This window comes from Bacteroides sp. RTP21281st1_H5_RTP21281_210402 (assembly GCF_040918965.1).
GTDB lineage: Bacteria > Bacteroidota > Bacteroidia > Bacteroidales > Bacteroidaceae > Bacteroides > Bacteroides congonensis.
Genome location: NZ_JBCOWR010000001.1, coordinates 640,511 through 659,708, shown reverse-complemented (window position 1 = coordinate 659,708; position 19,198 = coordinate 640,511). Strand labels below are relative to the sequence as shown.

The following is a 19,198-nucleotide window of genomic DNA, read 5'->3' as shown; positions in this document are numbered from 1 at the left end:
AGTCACGTTGCTTCATATTGTTACACATTATTATATTACAGGAAATCGTTCATGTCGAACGCTTCGTGTTCCTTGCTTGTATTGCCAGCTTCGGCAGGGACAGCAGCCGTAGCCAGTTCCGCTTCGTTGCGTCCCAGCAGTTCCGCCACCTTTGCCAGCCCGCCGTTGATGTTCTCCACCACCGCATCGTAGAGGTTCGTTCCCTCAATGCTTGCCAGCGTCCCGGCGGCTTGCCGTTGTTCAACTTCGGTGGGGTTGTCGGCGTTCGCCGTGCGTACCGCTTTGCCCAGTTCGTCAAAGCTCACGCCCGTAGCCCGCCCGGTATCATCGTCACCGTCCATGTACCCGGCTATTTCCTCGTCCTCGTAGTCGGGTTCGTCATTCTCGTAACCGGGCGTTTCTTCCGCTTCGGGTGCTGCTTCCGAAATGTTTTCTTCCGGCTGTCCGTCAGCTTTCGGCGCAAAAATAGTATCATTTTCAGCCGCTTGCGGGATGTGTCCCGATTTGTCCTGCGCTGTCCCGATTAGTCCGCCCTTGTATCGGCTTTCACCTATCAGTGTGTAGCCTGAAACCCCGTTTCGTGGAAGTGGCGCATCATCCGTTCTGCCCGGTGATGTCCGGCTGTCCGTGTAGCGATACCACAGCCATAGGGCGATATAGTACACCAAAAGCCCGGTAAGTATGCAATAGATTACCATAGTTAGACTGGCTTTTGGAAGTTGCTTTCGTACAGGGTGTTTATCTCGTCTTGGTACTGCTCGAAGTGGCGCAGCAGAATGTTTTCCACGTAGCTGCTTACCGTCACCTTGCGCCCGCCTATCACCGTCACGATACGCATCAGCTTCTCGTGGGTTGTGCGGCTCACGTACAAAGGCTGTCGGTCGGTCAGTTCCACTTTCTGAAAGTAGGTTTCCCGGTAGTCACCCGAACCGCCCTTGCGCCTGCGGTTTGTCGTTTTCTCCACCCGCACCGTTTCAGTCTGCCGTCCCTCGTGGGCGGTTCCCGTTTCGCCGCCGGGCTGCGGTGCATCATCTGGCTGGCTCTCCCGCTTGGCGGGTACGCCTTGCGAGATAAGTTCTTTCATGAAATCCTCGTCTATCTGCGGCATCCTGCCGCTTTGCTTTGCCATATCATTGTAATTTGGTGTAGTACACTATTTCGGTTATCAGTTCTTCCAAGTTGCTTCCCCTTACCAGCGGGCGGCTGGCGGGAAAGAGCGTGGAGCGGAACACCGCCTTTTTATCCGCCACCAGTTCTTTTTTGTAGCGTTTGGTATCGGGGATAAAGGTTTTCATCAGCGGCAGTTCCAGTTCCTTAATGGTTTTGTCATAGGCGGTGTAAAGGTCTGTTTTCTCCCGCCCGTCCACCATGTTCCAAAAGAGGTACAGCCCGGCAAGTCGGCAGGCTTCATTCTTCACTAATAGCTTTTGGATAGCCATTGCGAACGACAGGCTGCTTTCCAGCACCACCTTGTCGGCGGAAATGGGGGTGAAGATGTAGTCCATGCCCGCAAGGGAGTTTATCACGCCCTCGCTGTTCACCGTGCCGGGCAGGTCGAAAAAGACAATATCCGGCACGTGTCCGGCGGCTATATATTCGTCAGCCGTTGCAATCGCCTTTTCGGGCGAACTGCACAGTACCGGGTAGGCTTTCTTCCCCAGCCGGGTAAACTGTTCATACGCCATGCGCTTGTAATCTTCATCCGCCCCGACCTGCCCGGCATCCCGCTTGCGCATCCCGGCAATGGAGTGTTGCGGGTAGTCGCAATCGACCACCGCCACATCGTAGCCTTTGAGGTAGTAGAGGTAACTCGCCGCCAGCACGGTAAAGGTGGTTTTGCCGACCCCGCCCTTTTGGGTGGAAAAGGCGACATAAAGGGGTGTTTTCTCGTTTTCCATATTGCTTTCGTTCATTATTGGTTGATTTATTTATTGCTTTCAATCATTCATTCTTTCCATGTTGCAATCTTGAAATATTGAAAGATTGTTTTATTTCAATCTTGCTTTCCTGCTTTCATTCTTTCTTGAAATATTGAAATCCTGCAATCACGTTTTCTTGAAATCATGCTTTCAATCATTCTTGCTTGATTGAAATATGTCTTTCAATCTTTCTTTCAATCTTGAAATCCGATGCAAAAAAAGGGAGAAAAAACGTCCCCTGAAAACCTTGTCCCGATTTGTCCTGCACTGTCCCGATTTGTCCACCAACCGCCTATTTTACAGCATTATAAATCACCGTTACTTTGCAGCGGAGTAACGAACCGCAGGGGGCGCAGGTGTAAAACCGGGCTGGTGGACGCAGGGCTTACCGTTCCACGCTAACCCCAATCCGTCCGTGACGGATTTCGATTTTCGTCAGAAAATAGCAAGGTGTGTTTTGTATGCTACAAAACCGTTTTCCGTGCCTGAAAACGCCTTGCCCCTTGCGGGGGTAAAAATCACTCCGAAGTCGTAATTTTTTAATCCAAAGAAGCATGGAAACAAGAAGAACCAACAAGGGCGGTCGCCCCGCCCTCGCAGACCCGGCGAAGCATCGCCATGTCCTTTACCTGAACGACCGGGAGAACGCCCGCTTCCTCTCGCAGTGGGAGCAGTCGGGCGTCACGAGCAAGTCCCGTTTCATCGCCGCCCGGCTGTTCGGCGAACCGTTCCGGGTGGTGAAAGTGGACAAGTCGGCAGTCGAGTATTGCGCCCGGCTGACCGAATTTTATGCACAATTTAGAGCCGTGGCGGTCAATTACAACCAAGTTGTAAAAGCGTTGCACAGCAACTTTTCGGAGAAAAAGGCACTGGCTTTTCTCTATAAACTGGAGAAAGCGACCACTGAATTATCTATGTTGAACCGTCAGGTTATCGACCTGACAAACGAGTGCAAGGAATTATGGTTGCCAAAATAAGCACGGGCGGCAATATGTTCGGCGCACTGGCTTACAACCAAAACAAGGTGGACAGCGAGGAAGCAAAGGTGCTTTTCTCCAACCGGATGCTGTTGAGCGAGGACGGGAATTTCTCTATCGGCGGGTGTATGCGCAGCTTTGAGATGCAGATGCCCGTCCAGTTATCCACCAAGAAGCCGATACTTCATATCTCCATAAACCCGCACCCGGAAGACGTGCTGACCGACCGGCAGCTTTCCGACATCGCAAGGGAGTATATGCGGAAATTGGGCTATGGCGACCAGCCTTATCTGGTGTACAAGCATACCGACATCGACCGCCACCATATCCACATCGTGGGGTTGCGGGTGGACGAGAACGGCAAGCCGCTGAATGACAAGTTCGAGCATCGGCGCAGCAAGCAAATCACCCGTGAACTGGAAAGGAAATACAACCTGCACCCGGCAGAGCGAAAGGAACGTGCCGAACGTCCGGAACTTAAAAAGGTGGACTATGCAGCCGGGGACGTGAAGCACCAAATCGGTAATACCGTGAAAGCGGCTTGTTACGGCTACCGTTTCCAGTCGTTCGGGGAGTACAAGGCTTTGCTTGCCGCTTACAACGTGTGCGCCGAGGAAGTCAAGGGCGAGATAAACGGCAAGCCCTATCAGGGCATTGTCTATTCCGCCATGAACGACAAGGGCGAAAAGGCGGGCAACCCGGTAAAGGCTTCCCGCATCGGCAAGTCGGTGGGTTATGAAGCGGTGCAGCGCAGAATGGAGAAATCGGGCGAAGCAATCAAGAACGGGAAACTGAAAGAGCGCACCCGGAAGATTGTCGCCACTGCCATGCAGACCGCCCGCAGTCGCAGGGAACTGGAACAGCAGTTAAGGAAGCGGGGCATTGACGTGGTATTCCGTCAGAATGACAGCGGGCGCATCTATGGCGTTACGTTCATCGACCACGACAGCCGGGTGGTGCTGAACGGTTCACGCTTGGGCAAGGAGTATTCGGCGAACGTGTTCGACGAATGCTTTTCGGGCGAAACCGGAAAGATGCACCAGCCCGAAGTGTCAGCACCGCAGCAAGACCAATCCACGCATCAGGAACAGCCGGGCTTCACGCCGAAAGCCGACATCATTCCGGGCGTGGCTTCCGTGCTGGGAGCTTTCGGCGGATTGCTGGGCGGCGGTGCATCAGGCGGTGACGAGCCGCAAGACACCGTCCGCCAAAAGAGAAAGAAGAAAAAGAAGCGCACAAGGCGCATTGACTAACTTAAAAACATTACAATCATGCAACAGGAAGATGATTTGAGAGGGCTTGCACGGGTCATGGACTTTATGCGGGCTGTCAGTATTCTATTCGTGGGAATAAACGTGTACTGGTTCTGTTACTCCACCCTGAAAGAGTGGGGCGTGACCTTTGAAGTGATAGACAAGATACTGTGGAACTTCCAGCGCACTACCGGGCTGTTCTCGTCTGTCCTTTGGACGAAACTTTTTGCGGTGGTGTTCCTCGCCCTGTCGTGCATCGGCACTAAGGGCGTGAAAGAGGAAAAGATAACATGGACGAAGATACATTGCAGCCTTGCGGCGGGTGTCGTGTTGTTTTTCCTGAACTGGTGGTTGCTGGAACTTCCGCTGCCACACACGGCGGATGCCGTGTTTTATATCGCCACGCTGTCGGCGGGCTATATCTGTATGCTCATGGCGGGTACATGGATGTCCCGGTTGTTGAAAAACAACCTCATGGATGATGTCTTTAACACGGAAAACGAAAGTTTCCAGCAGGAAACAAGGCTTATCGAGAACGAGTATTCGGTAAATCTGCCTACCCGGTTCTACTATAAGAAGAAGTGGAACAATGGCTATATTAACGTTGTAAACGTTTTTCGTGCGAGTATCGTGTTAGGAACGCCGGGCAGCGGGAAGTCATACGCAGTAGTAAATAATTATATAAAACAGCAAATCGAGAAAGGTTTTGCGATGTACTGTTATGATTATAAGTTTCCCGACCTTTCGGAAATCGCTTACAATCATTTACTTAACCACTTGGACGGCTACAAGGTCAAGCCGAAATTTTACGTTATCAATTTTGACGACCCACGCAAGAGCCACCGATGCAACCCGATAAACGCCAGCTTCATGTCGGACATTGCGGATGCTTATGAAGCGAGCTACACGATAATGCTTAACCTCAATCGCTCTTGGATAAGCAAGCAGGGCGATTTCTTCGTGGAAAGCCCGATTATTCTTTTGGCGGCTATAATTTGGTATCTCCGTATTTATCAAGGCGGTAAGTATTGCACGTTCCCCCATGCCATTGAACTGTTGAACAAGAAATACGCCGATGTGTTCACCATTTTGCGCAGCTATCCCGAACTGGAAAATTACCTTTCCCCGTTCGTAGATGCTTGGGAATCAGACGCACAAGAGCAGTTGCAGGGTCAAATAGCAAGTGCGAAAATCCCGCTTTCAAGAATGATTTCACCCGCCCTTTACTGGGTAATGACGGGCGATGATTTCTCGCTGGACATCAACAACCCGAAAGAGCCTAAAATTTTGGTTGTCGGCAACAATCCCGACCGCCAAAATATCTATTCGGCGGCACTGGGATTATATAATTCCCGTATCGTGAAGCTGATAAACAAGAAAGGGCAGCTTAAAAGTTCGGTGATAATAGATGAATTGCCCACGATTTATTTTCGTGGGCTTGACAATTTGATTGCCACCGCCCGAAGCAACAAGGTAGCGGTTCTGTTAGGCTTTCAGGATTACAGCCAGCTTACCCGTGATTACGGGGACAAGGAAAGCAAAGTAATCCAAAATACGGTGGGTAACGTGTTTAGCGGTCAGGTAGTCGGTGAAACGGCAAAAATCCTATCCGAGCGTTTCGGAAAGGTGTTGCAGAAACGGCAGAGCATGACAATCAACCAGCGGGAGAAGTCCACCTCGATAAGCACCCAAATGGACAGTTTGATACCCGCCAGCAAAATATCCAACCTCACGCAAGGTATGTTCGTGGGTGCTGTGGCGGACAATTTCGATGAACGGATAGAACAGAAGATTTTCCACTGTGAAATCGTGGTGGACAATGAAAAGGTGAAGCGGGAAACCGCTCGTTACGTGAAGTTACCGCAGATTATCGACTTCACCGACAAGGACGGCAACGACCGGATGCAGGAGGAGATACAAGCCAACTATGACCGCATCCGTCAGGAAGTCCGGCAGATTGTCGAGGACGAGATAACCCGGATTAAGAACGACCCGGAGTTATGCCACCTTATAAAAGAGGAAGAATAACCGATATTCTTTCCTGACAGACAGTATTTTTACTAATTTTGCAGACAAAGAAATGATTATGAACGAAAACCAAAATACGGAATGGAAAGAAAGCTGGCGTGACGAGTATCTGAAATGGATATGCGGCTTTGCCAACGCCACAGGCGGCAAGATATATATAGGTATGAATGACAACGGTAAGGTAGTCGGCGTTGCCGATGCCGACAAACTGCTGGAGGACATACCGAACAAAGTGCGTGACGTGCTGGGTATCATCGTGGACGTGAACCTGCTGGAAGAAAACGGGCTGAAATATATCGAGATTGACGTGCCGCCTTATTCCAATCCTATCAATTACAAAGGTCAGTACCACTATCGCAGCGGCAGCACGAAACAGGAGTTGAAAGGTGCGGCGTTGAACCGTTTTATCCTGCAACGTACTGGCAGGCATTGGGACGAGTTTCCCATAGAGTGGGCAGGCATAGAGGAACTTTCCCCCAACGCATTGAACCGTTTCCGCAAGGAAGCGGCGAGAAGCGGGCGTGTGGACGAAGATGTGTTGAAAGATACTACCGAAAACCTGTTGCACGATTTGCGGCTGATTGACACCCAAACCAACCGCCCGACCCGTGCCGCCTTGCTGTTGTTCCACCCCGACCCGGAACGGTTTGTAACCGGGGCGTATATCAAGATAGGTTTCTTCCGGGATGATAAGGGTAACTTGGAGTTTCAAGACGAGGTTCACGGCTCTTTAATGGAGCAGGTGGATAAGGCAATGGATTTGATAAAGACCAAATACCTGATTTATCACATTTCATACGAGGGCATTTCCCGGCGTGAAACACCGCAGTTCCCGGTGGAAGCTGTCAGGGAGTCACTGATGAATTGTGTGGCACATAAAGACTATGCCAGTGCCGTACCCATTCAGATTAGCGTGTTCCCCGACCATATCACCTTTTGGAACGCCGGGCAGTTGCCGGAAAGCTGGACGACTGAAAAACTTTTTGAAAGCCATCCGTCCTCTCCTTATAATCCGTTAATCGCCAACGCCTTTTTCAGAAGCGGGGATATTGAAAGCTGGGGACGTGGCTACAAGCGTATCTTGGAAGCTGTCAGCGCATACAAGTTGTTGCCGCCCAAACTTGAAATGTTAAGCGGTCTGATGATTACCTATTATACCGATATACGTTCGCAGCTATTGGCACAGCGGGTGGATGAAAGGTATATACCCATTATTGAGTATGCCGCCCAAAATGGAAGCGTTACCAATTCGGACGTTCAAAAAATATTGAACACCAACCGGACTACCGCATATCGTTTGTTACAACAAATGGAAGCGTGGCTGGAAATGCAGGGCGTTACTGGTAAAAGCACTTATTACACAATCAAAGGCTTGCCAAACGCTTCACAAACGCTCCAAAAATAAGCTGTATTTCAGTATTAATTTTGATATATAGCTCATTATTAGCCTATTGACAAAATAGCAAACGTTTCATAAACGCTTCACAAATGGCTCATCCAAAGAGAGTGATTAACTTCGCTCTCTTTTTTTTCGCCCTTTTCAATTCTGCGAATATTGCTCGCAGTAATTACCCCACCCGGACAATTTCAGACAACGCAGGACAAATTCGGACACCTCTTTCTGCCTATCCAAATATAGCATATTTAGTCGCTACCTTTGGGCGGGACTATTCCCGTAACCGCTAAAATTTCAATTATTTATGGCAAACAGAATGACCCCGCCCGCAGAGGGGCAGGAAAAAGACGTGCTGCTGGTCTTGGATAAACAGCAGGGAAAGGTGAGTGCCGTTAAGGGTATCGACAAGGAGGGCAATTTGCAGACCGTGCCGCCGACACACGGCGGCGAGTTCATGCAGGTGGACAAGAACAGCGATGTGTTCAGCAACTTCATTTCCAATTTCTTCCGCAAGTTCCAGGACACTTCCGGGCTGGAACTGTTCAGCGTCAAGGCTTCCGAAGCGGAGCAGGACGCAAAGGCAATCGAGGACAACCACCGCAACCCGACACCGGAGGGCGGCAAGCGGGCTGAAATGCTTCGAGTTCCGAAGCCCGACTTCCACGAGTTCAAGCAGGGCTACCGCTTCGACCCGGCAAAAATCGACTGGGAGAACCTGAAAAAAGTCGGCATCACCGCCGACACCCTGAAAAACACTAAGGACTTCGACCGGGTGATGCGTGGCTACAAGTCCCGCAACACCTACACCGTTTCGGGGACGGTGGGCGGCTTCTACCTCAAACCTACCGATGTCAAGCTGTCTTTCTATCAGGCAAAGGACGGCACGGTAGTACCCAAGCTGCACGGCGTGCAGCAGGACGAGAAACTGTTGCAACGCCCGTTCCATGAACACGGGTTCACCAAGCAGGAACAGGGCAACTTGCAAGGCACTGGCAACTTGGGCGGCATCGCCCGAATCAAAGACCCGAAAAGCGGCGAGCAAATCCCCGTGTTCGTCAGCCGGGACAGGTACACGCACGAACTGGAGTATATGCGGGCTGACAAGTGGAAATGCCCCGACACAATCTGTAACGTGCAAGTCAGCTCGGAGCAGAAAGCCGCCTTTGAAGCCGGGCAAGCGGTGAAAATGGAAAACCTGCAATTCAAGGACGGTACGAAGCGCAGTGCCTATTTGCAGGTCAGCGCAGTGGAGCGTGGCTTGGAGTTCCTGCCGAGGTCTGCCGTCCAGTTCTTGCAGCAGGGACAACAGCCCGCAGAGCAGCAGGTAGCCGGGATAAAGGACGGAAAGGGCGTTGAGTTCAACGGTCATGTGCAGCCCGGCGCACAGGGCAAATCCCCCGACAAGGTGCAGCCGAAAGACGTTACCCCCGCTGCCGAGAGCCGGACGCAGGTAGCGGTCAATTCGGAGGGCAAGACCAACGAAGCCACCAAGCAGGGCAAAGAGCCGTTGAAACAGGGTCAGGACAAGCCCACCGCCAAGCAGAAAGAGAAGCAGGACAAGAGCCTGAAAGCGGACAAACCCAAGAAGTCCAAAGGAATGAAAATGTAATATCCACCATTAAAAAGTAAAGAATTATGATTGCATTGATAGCAGAAAAGCCCAGCGTGGCAAAAGACATCGCCCGCATCATCGGGGCGACCCAGCGCAATGACGGTTATCTTTCCGGCAACGGTTATATGGTGACATGGGCGTTCGGCCACTTAATCCAGCTTGCCATGCCGGAAGCCTACGGCGTGGCGAACTTCCGCAGGGAGAGCCTGCCCATACTGCCGTCCGATTTCCAGTTAATCCCCCGTCAGGTAAAAGCGGAGAAAGGCTACAAGGCAGACCCCGGCGTGCTGAAACAGTTGAAAGTGATAAAGGAAGTGTTCGACCAATGCGACAAGATTATTGTCGCCACCGATGCCGGACGTGAGGGCGAATTGATACACCGCTACATCTATAACTATTTGGGCTGTACCAAGCCCTTTGTGCGCCTGTGGATAAGCAGCCTTACCGACAAGGCAATCCGTGAGGGGCTGGATAACTTGCAGCCGGGAGAATGTTACGATAACCTCTACCTCTCTGCCAAGTCCCGCAGCGAAGCGGACTGGCTGGTAGGGATAAACGCCACCCAAGCGTTGAGCGTAGCCGCCGGGCAGGGTGTGTTCTCGCTGGGCAGGGTACAGACACCCACGCTCGTGATGATATGCAGCCGCTATTTGGAGAACAAGAATTTCGTACCCGCCAAGTTTTGGCAACTCAAAATCCATACCGCCAGCGGGGGAATAAGCTTCACCGTCCAATCTACCGCCAAGTGGGAGCAACAGCCCGAAGCCATAGCCGCCCTGCAACGGGTAAAGGATGCCGGGCGGCTTTCCGTGAAATCCGTCGAGAGGAAAGAAGCCAGCCAAGAACCGCCGCTTTTGTACGACCTTACCACGCTGCAAAAGGAAGCGAACACGAAGCTGAACTTTTCGGCTGACAAGACGCTTTCCGTAGCACAAAGCCTGTATGAAAAGAAAGTGATGTCCTACCCGAGAACCGGAAGCCGCTATATATCGGAGGACGTTTTCGATGAAATGCCGGAGCGTGTCGCCCTGCTGGGGCAATACCCCCGCTTTGCCGGGTATGCCGCTGGGCTGGACGGCACACCCCTGAACCGCCGCAGCGTGAATGACGGCAAAGTGACCGACCACCATGCCTTAATCATTACCGAGAACCTGCCCGGCGAACTAACCAAAGACGAGCGGGCGGTTTACGAGCTGGTAGCCGGGCGTATGCTGGAAGCCTTTTCGGGCAAGTGCGTGAAAGACGTTACCACCGCCGTGTTATCGGCGGGAGATACCGATTTCACGGTAAAAGGGTCTGTGATGAAAGTAACCGGGTGGCGTGCCGTGTTCGGCGAGCAGGAAACGGGCGGGGATGAAGAAGCCGCCAGCTTACCGCCACTCCAAGAGGGCGAAAGCCTGCCGATTTCCAACGTGGAACTGTTGGAGAAGCAGACCAAGCCGAAACCGCTGCACACGGAAAGCAGCCTGCTTGCCGCAATGGAGAACGTCGGAAAGGAACTGGAAGATGCCGAACTGAAAGCCAGCCTGAAAGATGCCGGGATAGGCACGCCCGCCACCCGTGCGGCGATTATCGAAACACTGTTCGCCCGCCAGTACATCGTGCGTGAGAAGAAGAACCTTGTACCCACCGACAAGGGGCTTGCCGTTTACAAGATAGTCAAAGACAAGAAGATTGCCGATGTCGAAATGACGGGCATGTGGGAAACCGCCCTTTCCAAGATAGAAGCGGGAAGCATGGATGCCGACACGTTCCGGAAGGGCATCGAGGTGTACGCAACGCAAATTACCGCAGAACTGCTATCGGTGCAGCTATCTGTCGCTACTGGTGAAACCTGCCCCTGCCCGAAATGCGGCAGCGGGCGCATCCTGTTCTACCCGAAAGTGGCGAAGTGTTCCAACGTGGACTGCACGCTTACCATATTCCGCAACAAGTGCGACAAGCAACTGACCGACAAACAGATTGTCGAACTGGTGACGAAACGCAAGACCGGGCTAATCAAGGGCTTCAAGGGCAAGAACGGCAAGGCTTTCGATGCTTCGCTTGTGCTGGACGAACAGTTCAATGTCGGTTTTTCATTCCCCGAAAAGAAAGCGAAACCAAAGAAATAGCCTATCTTTGCTACTGAAATTTCATTGTGATAGGTTTTGCAACTTATAATAATTGAAATTTTAGTGGTTGCGCCCGGCGGGAACCGGGCGCATTTTCAAAAAACTTTTCAATTTTTTCTGTTATAACTTCCTAATATACAAAAAGAGTTACCTTTTTGTAACTATCTTACTGTCTTGTAACTTCTTTTTTTATACTAAGTATATTTATATCTTTGCAATCGAAAAAGATACTTAATATATCATGTTTACCGCATTGGTATATTTGTTTAGTGTCTAAATACATTATTAACTAATAAAAAAAGAATTATGCACTACACTGGAACTATTTGGCGACCGCCTTACGAAGCATACTCAATGCTCATTCAAGTAACGGCTGGATGTACTCACCATTCCTGCAAATTTTGTACTTTATACGAAGATTTACCTTTCAAATTTAGGCTATCACCAATTGAAGAGGTAAAATCGGATTTAAAGGAAGCAAGTTATTATTATAGACACGCACAAAGGGTGTTTTTCACAGGTGCAAACCCATTTGTACTTAGTGTGAATAAGCTTAAAACACTTGCGAAAATGGTACATCAATACTTTCCTGCTTGTCAGAGTATAGGGTGTTTTGCACGAATTACGGACATTACCCCTAAATCTGTTACAGAATTAAAAGAATTGCGAGAACTCGGATATGATGGAATTACAATCGGAGTTGAAACCGGATATGATGAATCTTTGATTTTCATGAGAAAGGGATTTCTATCAAAGGACATCATTGAGCAATGTAAGAAATTGGAAGAAGCAAATATTACCTATAACTTCTTTTATTTGACAGGAATTTATGGTAGTGGAAAAGGCAAGATGGGGGCAAAGGTAACAGCAGAAATTTTCAATCAGCTTCATCCGCAAATAATTGAATCTTCAATGCTTACAATTTATCCAACTTCTGAACTGTATAAGGAAATACAGGCTGGTAACTGGAAAGAAGAAACTGAAATTGAGAAGTTGGAGGAAATGAAGACTTTGATAGAAAATCTTAAAATTGATGCTCGATTTGTAACGGATGGGGCATCCAACTTAATTCAAGTTAGAGGCAATTTGAAAACAGATAAACAAAAAATGATTGCTTTTCTAAAACAACAAATAGCAGAGCAAGACGAAGCTTATTTGAGAAGCTATCGTGAAAATCTGCCACATCTATAAAATCTATCTAATGAAAGCGGATATTAGAGTTATAGTAAAAGGTGTTCAACAATATGCTGATTATATTGACGAGATAGTGACTAATGCTATTGGAAAATATTCTATTGTTAATGGTCTGCATATTGTTGAATATCGAGAACTATGTAAAGGTGGACATATCATTGAAAACAAATTGGTAATCAGTAATAAATCTGTTTGTTTATACCGAAGTGGAAGTTTGTTCTCTGAAATGTCTTTCATAGAGGGAGAATGTACGGAATCTGATTATATTAATACAGATGGAGAACTCAATGTAAAAATCAAAACATTGTCTTATCATCCTACAATTGGTGATAACAATATTCATATTGAGTTGAATTATGACTTATTCATAAATAACCAGTTCCTCTCGAATAACTCCCTTACCATATTTGTTAATGAAATGGCATTGTAAACTATAATATTATGACTTTATGAAAATAAGAATAATTGATTTGTTGAAAACAACTACCTATAATATTAATGTAAGCGTAAACGGCTGGGTACGAACGCATAGACAAAGTAAAAACATTAGTTTCATTGCAATAAATGATGGTTCAACTATTCATAATCTGCAAATTGTGGCTGAACATGAAAAGATAAAAAAAGATTTTCTTAAATTGGTAACTACCGGAAGTGCCATTCGGGTAGATGGTATGTTTGTACTATCTGCTGGAAATCAGCAGCATGGAGAAATAATAGCCCAAAATATAGTTTTATATGGCACTGCCGACCCACAGGAATATCCTTTACAAAAAAAAGGACACTCGTTAGATTTTTTGCGGAATATTGCTCATTTGCGGATGCGAACAAATATTTTTGGAGCGATATTTAGAGTTCGTCATAATTTAGCTTTTGCTATACATAAATACTTTCATGAAAAAGGTTTTTTCTATTTTAATACTCCCATAATAACTACATCTGATGCAGAAGGAGCAGGAAAATTGTTTGAAGTAACAACGGGTGATAATCAAGATTTTTTTGGTGTCCCGGCGAATCTAACTGTATCAGGGCAATTGGAGGGTGAACTGGGGGCTTTGGGATTAGGGGCTATTTACACATTCGGACCAACTTTTAGGGCTGAAAACTCGAATACTTATCGACATTTAGCTGAATTTTGGATGGTGGAACCCGAAATGGCGTTTATTGACATCAACGATAACATGGATTTAGCGGAGGACTTCTTGAAATATGTAATTCGCCATGCTATTGAAGCGTGTGAAAGTGATTTGATTTTTTTGAATAATACAGTAAATAGTGGTTTAATCGAAAGGTTACATTTAGTAGTAAATAACAAATTTGTTCGATTGCCATATTCACAAGCAATAGAAATATTGAAACAATCAAACAGAGAATTTGAAATTCCAATAGTGCAAGGCATGGATTTAAGCTCTGAACATGAACGTTTTTTAGTTGAAGAATGTTTTTGTTGCCCTATCATTGTTACGGACTATCCTAAAGAAATAAAAGCTTTTTATATGAAGTTGAATGAAGACGGTAAAACTGTACGAGCAATGGATATTTTATTTCCACAGATAGGAGAGATAATAGGAGGTTCCGAGCGTGAATCAGATTACCTGAAATTACGCCAGCGAATGGAAGAATTGGGTATGAATGTGAAACAATTATGGTGGTATCTTGAAACACGAAAGTTCGGAACTGTTCCTCATGCAGGATTTGGGTTAGGATTTGAAAGATTAGTGTTATTTGTTACAGGAATGTCAAATATTCGTGATGTGATACCATTTCCACGTACACCGAAAAATGCCAATTTTTAAATCTTTTAAGTTTGAACGGTGCAAAAATACATCAATGAAATATTACTTCGCATTAATGAAGAAATGGAATTGCGTGGTATTGATGAGAATGTCAATACAGAAGATGCATTATATATGATAGACGTTATACGTCCATTGTTTGAAAAATTGCGGGAAATGACTATCGCATACGAATTTCAGAGTGAACAAGAAGAAATTCATTTTTTCAAAGAAATAAAGCCAGATATTCTTGGTAGGTACATATTCTTTCATAAAGTTGTTAGAATTGAAATGAAACGTCCTATTGGCAGTGATGATGTACAGAGAGAATATCTTCATAGCCAATTAAATAGTCTGAAATATTTTTTTGACCAAAATCTTGATTTTTACCAGTATTACCGTTCAAGAGCAACGCATTTAGATACTTATTACTTTGTTCGATATAAAAGTAACTTTCGGTTATGTTTAGATTGCAATTTTTTGGATAAAGACCCTGCTTTTTCAACCGGTTTTGACTATAAAGTGGCAAAAATATTATCTAATGAAATGTTGCGCATATATTTAAATCGCCAGTTACAGTTATTAGATAGAAAAACGCAGATTGCGGAAATACGAACTTCGCTTTCAGATTTTAGTTTAAAATGGACTGGCTCGAAATCTGAAGCAATAGAATGGGGATATGGATTGTTTGCTGCAAAATCCTTGAATTATGGAAATGCTACGATAAAAGAAATTATGGCGTTTATCGAAGCAGCATTTGGCATTGAACTGGGAGATTACTATCGAACCTATTTAAGCCTTAAAAATCGAAAGAAAGACCGAACTGCTTTTTTCACATTCATAGTAGAGCAACTGCAAAAGCGTATGGATGATGATATTCTGTAGATAAAATATTTAGCCTATTAGAAAACTACCATGTTATTAGCAACTTGGTAGTTTTTCTTTTTATACAGACTGGCAATATGAATAGGACTGAAATATGCGATTTTCTCTGAAATTCACTCCAAAAGACATTGAAAATAATTTCAACCAAGTTGATATAATCTTGTATTTTTTATCTTACAGAAAGATGCAATTTTGCGGAAAATCAATTAGTTATCATTTATGGAAATAATAACATTCGAGTCCAAAGCCTATAAGGAACTGGACAACAAGATTACCGCTATTGCCGATTACATCTTCAACCATGCGGAAATGGCAAAGCAAAGTGAAGAAGATATGTGGGTGGACAGCTACGAGGTTTGCACGTTTCTGAAAATAAGCGAAAAGACCCTGCAACGCCTGCGAGTGTCGGGTACTATCGCCTATTCCAACATCAGGGGACGTTATTTCTACAAGGTCAGCGAGATACGTAGGATGCTGGAAGAACGCCTGATAAGGAGCAACAAGGAGAACATCGACAACCTGATAACCAACCACCAACTGTATGCTAAGGAAAGAGGAAATCTTAGAAAGAACAAGTAACGGGCTGGCGGTATTCAAACACTACCTGCCCGGCAACTGGCGCATAGGTCGCAACTTTCTTAACCCGCTGTACGAGGACAGCAAGGCTTCCTGCAACATCTACTTCGACCGTCATAGCGGTATGTATAAAATGAAAGACTTCGGTAATGACAGTTACAGTGGCGACTGTTTCTTCTTCGTGGGGCAGCTAAAGGGGCTGGACTGTAACCGGGCGGCTGACTTCGTGAAGATACTGGAGATTATAGACCGGGATTTGGACTTGGGGCTGGCTTCTGACACTCCGGTTTCCGTTTCTCCTGTAACCGTCCGCCGGGCAGTGCCGGACAAACCCGAAGAAACAACCGAAAAGCCTGTCAAGCCCTACCAGTTTCGGGAACAGAAGTTTCCGCTTGCCGAACTGGTGTACTGGCAACAGTATGGCATCACGCCCGAACTGCTGGAGCGTTACAAGGTCTGTTCGCTCCGGGAGTACCACAGTGAAACGGCAGAGGGGAAACCGTACACCTACACTTCATCGGTGGCAGAACCCATGTACGGCTATAAAGGCAAACAGCACATCAAGCTGTACCGCCCGTTCTCCACGCCCCGCTTCCTCTACGGCGGCAACTTTGGCGAAAACTACTGTTTCGGGCTGGAGCAACTGCCCGCCAAAGGTGACACGCTATTCATCACGGGCGGCGAGAAAGACGTGCTTTCGCTGGCGGCACACGGTTTTCATGCTATCTGTTTCAACAGCGAAACGGTAACTATCCCGCCTACGCTGGTTTATCGGCTAACATTCCGTTTCAAACACATCATCCTGCTTTTCGATATGGATAAAACGGGCAAAGAAAGTTCACGCAAGCAGGAAAAGCTATTGGAAGAATTTGGCGTGAAACGCCTGTTACTCCCACTTCCGGGAACGAAAGAGGAAAAGGATATTTCCGACTACTTCAAAGCCGGGAACACCCGTGAAGATTTCCTGAAACTTTTTATCGATTTTTTAGACAACCTGTATAGCGACACATTGATTATGCTAAAATCGTGCGAGATAGATTTCAACAACCCGCCCGCCAAAGCGCAAGAGATTATTTCGGCGGGTGACGTTCCGTTAGGAACACAAGGCAACCTGTTCGGCATTACCGGGGGCGAGGGAACGGGCAAGAGCAATTATGTAGCCGCAATTGTAGCGGGCTGCATCTGTCCGGCTGGTGCGGAAGTAGATACGCTGGGCGTACAGATAACCGCCAACGGCAGGCACAAGGCGGTTTTGCTCTATGATACCGAACAGTCGGAAGTACAATTGTTCAAGAATGTAAGCAACCTGCTGACACGCGCCAAACAGCCGGACAAACCCGATGAACTGAAAGCATTTTGTCTGACTGGTATGTCACGTAAGGAACGTTTACACGCCATAGTACAGAGCATGGATAAATTCTACTACCAGTACGGTGGCATCCAGTTGGTCGTCATCGATGGCATCGCAGACCTTGTTAAGAGTGCCAATGATGAAGCGGAAAGCGTGGCGGTGATAGATGAACTTTATCGGCTGGCGGGTATTTACAACACCTGTATTCTTTGTGTTCTGCATTTCGTTCCGAACGGCTTGAAGTTACGGGGACATTTGGGCAGCGAGTTGCAGCGCAAGGCGGCTACAATCCTTTCGATAGAGAAAGACGATGAACCCGCCCAGTCGGTGGTAAAAGCTCTGAAAGTAAGGGACGGAAGCCCGTTGGACGTTCCTTTGATGCTCTTTGCATGGGACAAGGAAGCGGGGATGCACGTGTACAAAGGGGAGAAACCCCGTGAGGAAAAGGAGAAGCGCAAGGAAAGGGAACTGGTGAATGTCGCACGTGACATCTTCGGTCGGCAGACACGCATCACCTATATAGACCTTTGCGAGCAGTTGCAGCAGGTCTTGGACATCAAGGAACGTACTGCAAAGAGTTATATCCGCTTCATGCGGGAAAGGGACATCATCACCAAAGACACGGCAAACCAAAGTTTCTTTGTTATAGGTTCATATAATCTTCAATAGAACATAACAACCCATAAACGTATGGACGAAACTTGTGTGGTTCATGTGTTTGTGTCCTGCCATGTTGTGATAACACGGCAGGATTTCTATTATTTGCAAGGTTATTCCAGTGATTTTTACTACTTTTGCAAAAGTAACATAAGAAAATAACGGCGATTGAACAGCTTCGGCTGTGATTTCGTCTTTATATATAACATATACGTTCGCCGAACGTCCCAATGCGAAAACTGGCACTTTTCAAAACGAGGGGATATTCAGCGCAGGATATGCTATGTTTTATCATAGCGTGGTCTTGCCTGTTCCTCGTTTGGGTATTGCCAGTACCTCGCATTGAAGCAGTGTAAGAGCCACGCTTCTTTTTGGGGGCATTGGCGGGCAGTTATCAAAGATTATTAACTGTTAAAACCAATATTTATGGGGCAGATAAAATCATTTATAGCACTATCTCTTGACGGTTTTATTGCGTCTGTCGATGGAGAATTGGATTGGATTCCACAAAGCGTAAGGGCGATACCTAAAAGTTTATTTGAAAATGCTTCTTGCTTATTAGTCGGTGCTAATACATACAATTATCTTTTTGAGCATTTAGATGGGCAGGTTTATAAAACAAAGCCTATTTATGTCGTTTCACATTCCGATTATAATATACTCCCCAATAGCAATATTTCATTTCTTACTGAAAAGCCATTGGATGCAATAAGAAGATTGAAGCAACACCATGAAATATTAGTCATAGGAAGTGCTAAATTATTAACGGAATTAATTCAATTGGAATTATTGGATGAAATAACTATTTGCCATATTCCGGTTTTTGTAGGAAAAGGAATAGGCTTTATCGGAGAAACATTTGGTTCTTATTGGCAGTTAGTAAAATGTCAATCAAATAAGGGCGTAATATTTGCGACCTACAACTATAAGAAAAAGCAGGATGGTTAACTATCCTGCTTTTTCTTTATTGATTCCATTTTATTACGATGTTTCAAGATTTCATCGGAATGTTCCAATGCCCATTGAATAATTCCATCTAAAGGCAGCATAAGACTTTCACCAAGTGGTGTAAGGCTATACTCTACTTTAGGAGGTATTTCGGGGTATAATTTACGATTTACCAACATATCCGCTTCTAATTTTTTCAATGCTGTAGTCAGCATCTTTTGAGATATGTTAGGAACATTGCGCATTAATTCATTAAAACGCATTGTCCCATTTTTTTGCAATAAGACCAGTATTCTTAAAGACCATTTATCACCAAAACGGTCTATAATGCCACACGCTGGACATACCGCTTCTCTATAATGATTTTCTTCCATATTTTTTTATCTTTAAATAATTGTCAATCAACAAGAGTTACCTTGTGGTAAGCATCTTACCTTTATGTAAGTTCTTTTTTTATACTAAGTAACTTTATATCTTTGTTTGCGCAAAAGTAACTAAATATATTGGAAATACAAAATT

The 19,198-nt window shown here is 46.4% G+C and carries 17 protein-coding genes; 13 read left to right on the top strand and 4 right to left on the bottom strand.

Translation table 11 applies throughout. The features are described 5' to 3' along the window. Positions 1 to 35: 35 nt before the first annotated feature. From AB5443_RS02605 to AB5443_RS02595, 3 genes are read right to left on the bottom strand one after another with little or no spacing between them, the layout of a single operon-like run. Positions 36 to 698: a hypothetical protein gene (locus AB5443_RS02605; RefSeq protein ID WP_368113154.1), complete on the bottom strand. Its 663-nt coding sequence runs from the start codon at positions 696 to 698 to the stop codon at positions 36 to 38. Positions 699 to 700: 2 nt separating this feature from the next. Further along, entirely contained in the window at positions 701 to 1,129 is a 429-nt protein-coding gene (locus AB5443_RS02600) for a DUF3408 domain-containing protein (RefSeq protein ID WP_368113153.1), read from the bottom strand. Position 1,130: 1 nt separating this feature from the next. Further along, positions 1,131 to 1,913, bottom strand: coding sequence for a ParA family protein (locus AB5443_RS02595; protein WP_368113152.1), 783 nt, complete (start codon positions 1,911 to 1,913; stop codon positions 1,131 to 1,133). Positions 1,914 to 2,473: 560 nt separating this feature from the next. On the opposite strand from AB5443_RS02595, the gene mobA reads away from it, so the two are divergent. The 13 genes from mobA to AB5443_RS02530 all read left to right on the top strand — a co-directional run bounded on the left by mobA (position 2,474) and on the right by AB5443_RS02530 (position 18,679). Next, positions 2,474 to 2,896, top strand: coding sequence for a conjugal transfer protein MobA (gene mobA / locus AB5443_RS02590; RefSeq protein WP_032535946.1), 423 nt, complete (start codon positions 2,474 to 2,476; stop codon positions 2,894 to 2,896). Then, on the top strand, positions 2,881 to 4,149 hold the full coding sequence (gene mobB / locus AB5443_RS02585; RefSeq protein WP_368113151.1) for a conjugal transfer protein MobB: 1,269 nt from the start codon (positions 2,881 to 2,883) through the stop codon (positions 4,147 to 4,149). Before mobA ends, mobB begins: the two co-directional genes overlap by 16 nt. Positions 4,150 to 4,167: 18 nt before the next feature. After that, the gene (gene mobC, locus AB5443_RS02580) at positions 4,168 to 6,177 is read left to right on the top strand and encodes a conjugal transfer protein MobC (RefSeq protein WP_059026292.1); all 2,010 of its coding nucleotides are present in this window, start codon (positions 4,168 to 4,170) and stop codon (positions 6,175 to 6,177) included. 58 nt (positions 6,178 to 6,235) lie between these two features. Continuing rightward, positions 6,236 to 7,582 (top strand): RNA-binding domain-containing protein, encoded by a 1,347-nt coding sequence (locus AB5443_RS02575; protein WP_368113149.1) that lies wholly within the window; start codon positions 6,236 to 6,238, stop codon positions 7,580 to 7,582. A 295-nt stretch (positions 7,583 to 7,877) separates the two neighbouring features. Further along, positions 7,878 to 9,182, top strand: a complete 1,305-nt coding sequence (locus AB5443_RS02570; protein ID WP_368113148.1) for a DUF4099 domain-containing protein — start codon at positions 7,878 to 7,880, stop codon at positions 9,180 to 9,182. A 26-nt stretch (positions 9,183 to 9,208) separates the two neighbouring features. Then, positions 9,209 to 11,296, top strand: coding sequence for a DNA topoisomerase 3 (locus AB5443_RS02565; protein WP_368113146.1), 2,088 nt, complete (start codon positions 9,209 to 9,211; stop codon positions 11,294 to 11,296). Positions 11,297 to 11,602: 306 nt separating this feature from the next. Then, positions 11,603 to 12,487 carry a radical SAM protein gene (locus tag AB5443_RS02560; protein ID WP_059026296.1) on the top strand — a complete coding sequence of 295 codons (885 nt, stop codon included), beginning with the start codon at positions 11,603 to 11,605 and terminating at the stop codon, positions 12,485 to 12,487. 10 nt (positions 12,488 to 12,497) lie between these two features. Continuing rightward, complete coding sequence (locus AB5443_RS02555) at positions 12,498 to 12,920, top strand: DUF1934 domain-containing protein (RefSeq protein ID WP_025833756.1); 423 nt, start codon at positions 12,498 to 12,500, stop codon at positions 12,918 to 12,920. Positions 12,921 to 12,939: 19 nt separating this feature from the next. Beyond that, positions 12,940 to 14,283, top strand: a complete 1,344-nt coding sequence (gene asnS, locus AB5443_RS02550; RefSeq protein WP_368113144.1) for an asparagine--tRNA ligase — start codon at positions 12,940 to 12,942, stop codon at positions 14,281 to 14,283. An 18-nt stretch (positions 14,284 to 14,301) separates the two neighbouring features. After that, complete coding sequence (locus tag AB5443_RS02545; protein ID WP_173012380.1) at positions 14,302 to 15,147, top strand: RteC domain-containing protein; 846 nt, start codon at positions 14,302 to 14,304, stop codon at positions 15,145 to 15,147. A gap of 219 nt (positions 15,148 to 15,366) precedes the next feature. Then, on the top strand, positions 15,367 to 15,726 hold the full coding sequence (locus tag AB5443_RS02540; RefSeq protein WP_004294815.1) for a helix-turn-helix domain-containing protein: 360 nt from the start codon (positions 15,367 to 15,369) through the stop codon (positions 15,724 to 15,726). After that, on the top strand, positions 15,689 to 17,743 hold the full coding sequence (locus AB5443_RS02535; protein ID WP_059026300.1) for a bifunctional DNA primase/helicase: 2,055 nt from the start codon (positions 15,689 to 15,691) through the stop codon (positions 17,741 to 17,743). The genes AB5443_RS02540 and AB5443_RS02535 overlap by 38 nt, the downstream gene beginning before the upstream one ends. Positions 17,744 to 18,157: 414 nt before the next feature. Next, entirely contained in the window at positions 18,158 to 18,679 is a 522-nt protein-coding gene (locus tag AB5443_RS02530) for a dihydrofolate reductase family protein (protein ID WP_368113143.1), read from the top strand. Here the strand turns inward: AB5443_RS02530 and AB5443_RS02525 are convergent. Continuing rightward, positions 18,676 to 19,053 carry a helix-turn-helix domain-containing protein gene (locus AB5443_RS02525; protein WP_025836259.1) on the bottom strand — a complete coding sequence of 126 codons (378 nt, stop codon included), beginning with the start codon at positions 19,051 to 19,053 and terminating at the stop codon, positions 18,676 to 18,678. The genes AB5443_RS02530 and AB5443_RS02525 overlap by 4 nt on opposite strands. Positions 19,054 to 19,198: the final 145 nt, after the last annotated feature.

What these genes read in the sequence shown, in the direction of transcription:
- AB5443_RS02565 (WP_368113146.1), top strand. Translation starts at nt 9,209, where the DNA reads ATGATTGCATTGATAGCAGAAAAGCCCAGCGTGGCAAAAGACATCGCC.
- AB5443_RS02560 (WP_059026296.1), top strand. Translation starts at nt 11,603, where the DNA reads ATGCACTACACTGGAACTATTTGGCGACCGCCTTACGAAGCATACTCA.
- asnS (WP_368113144.1), top strand. Translation starts at nt 12,940, where the DNA reads ATGAAAATAAGAATAATTGATTTGTTGAAAACAACTACCTATAATATT.
- AB5443_RS02540 (WP_004294815.1), top strand. Translation starts at nt 15,367, where the DNA reads ATGGAAATAATAACATTCGAGTCCAAAGCCTATAAGGAACTGGACAAC.
- mobB (WP_368113151.1), top strand. Translation starts at nt 2,881, where the DNA reads ATGGTTGCCAAAATAAGCACGGGCGGCAATATGTTCGGCGCACTGGCT.
- mobA (WP_032535946.1), top strand. Translation starts at nt 2,474, where the DNA reads ATGGAAACAAGAAGAACCAACAAGGGCGGTCGCCCCGCCCTCGCAGAC.
- AB5443_RS02600 (WP_368113153.1), bottom strand. Translation starts at nt 1,129, where the DNA reads ATGGCAAAGCAAAGCGGCAGGATGCCGCAGATAGACGAGGATTTCATG.
- AB5443_RS02525 (WP_025836259.1), bottom strand. Translation starts at nt 19,053, where the DNA reads ATGGAAGAAAATCATTATAGAGAAGCGGTATGTCCAGCGTGTGGCATT.
- AB5443_RS02535 (WP_059026300.1), top strand. Translation starts at nt 15,689, where the DNA reads ATGCTAAGGAAAGAGGAAATCTTAGAAAGAACAAGTAACGGGCTGGCG.
- AB5443_RS02555 (WP_025833756.1), top strand. Translation starts at nt 12,498, where the DNA reads ATGAAAGCGGATATTAGAGTTATAGTAAAAGGTGTTCAACAATATGCT.
- AB5443_RS02605 (WP_368113154.1), bottom strand. Translation starts at nt 698, where the DNA reads ATGGTAATCTATTGCATACTTACCGGGCTTTTGGTGTACTATATCGCC.
- AB5443_RS02530 (WP_368113143.1), top strand. Translation starts at nt 18,158, where the DNA reads ATGGGGCAGATAAAATCATTTATAGCACTATCTCTTGACGGTTTTATT.
- AB5443_RS02595 (WP_368113152.1), bottom strand. Translation starts at nt 1,913, where the DNA reads ATGAACGAAAGCAATATGGAAAACGAGAAAACACCCCTTTATGTCGCC.
- AB5443_RS02575 (WP_368113149.1), top strand. Translation starts at nt 6,236, where the DNA reads ATGAACGAAAACCAAAATACGGAATGGAAAGAAAGCTGGCGTGACGAG.
- AB5443_RS02570 (WP_368113148.1), top strand. Translation starts at nt 7,878, where the DNA reads ATGGCAAACAGAATGACCCCGCCCGCAGAGGGGCAGGAAAAAGACGTG.
- mobC (WP_059026292.1), top strand. Translation starts at nt 4,168, where the DNA reads ATGCAACAGGAAGATGATTTGAGAGGGCTTGCACGGGTCATGGACTTT.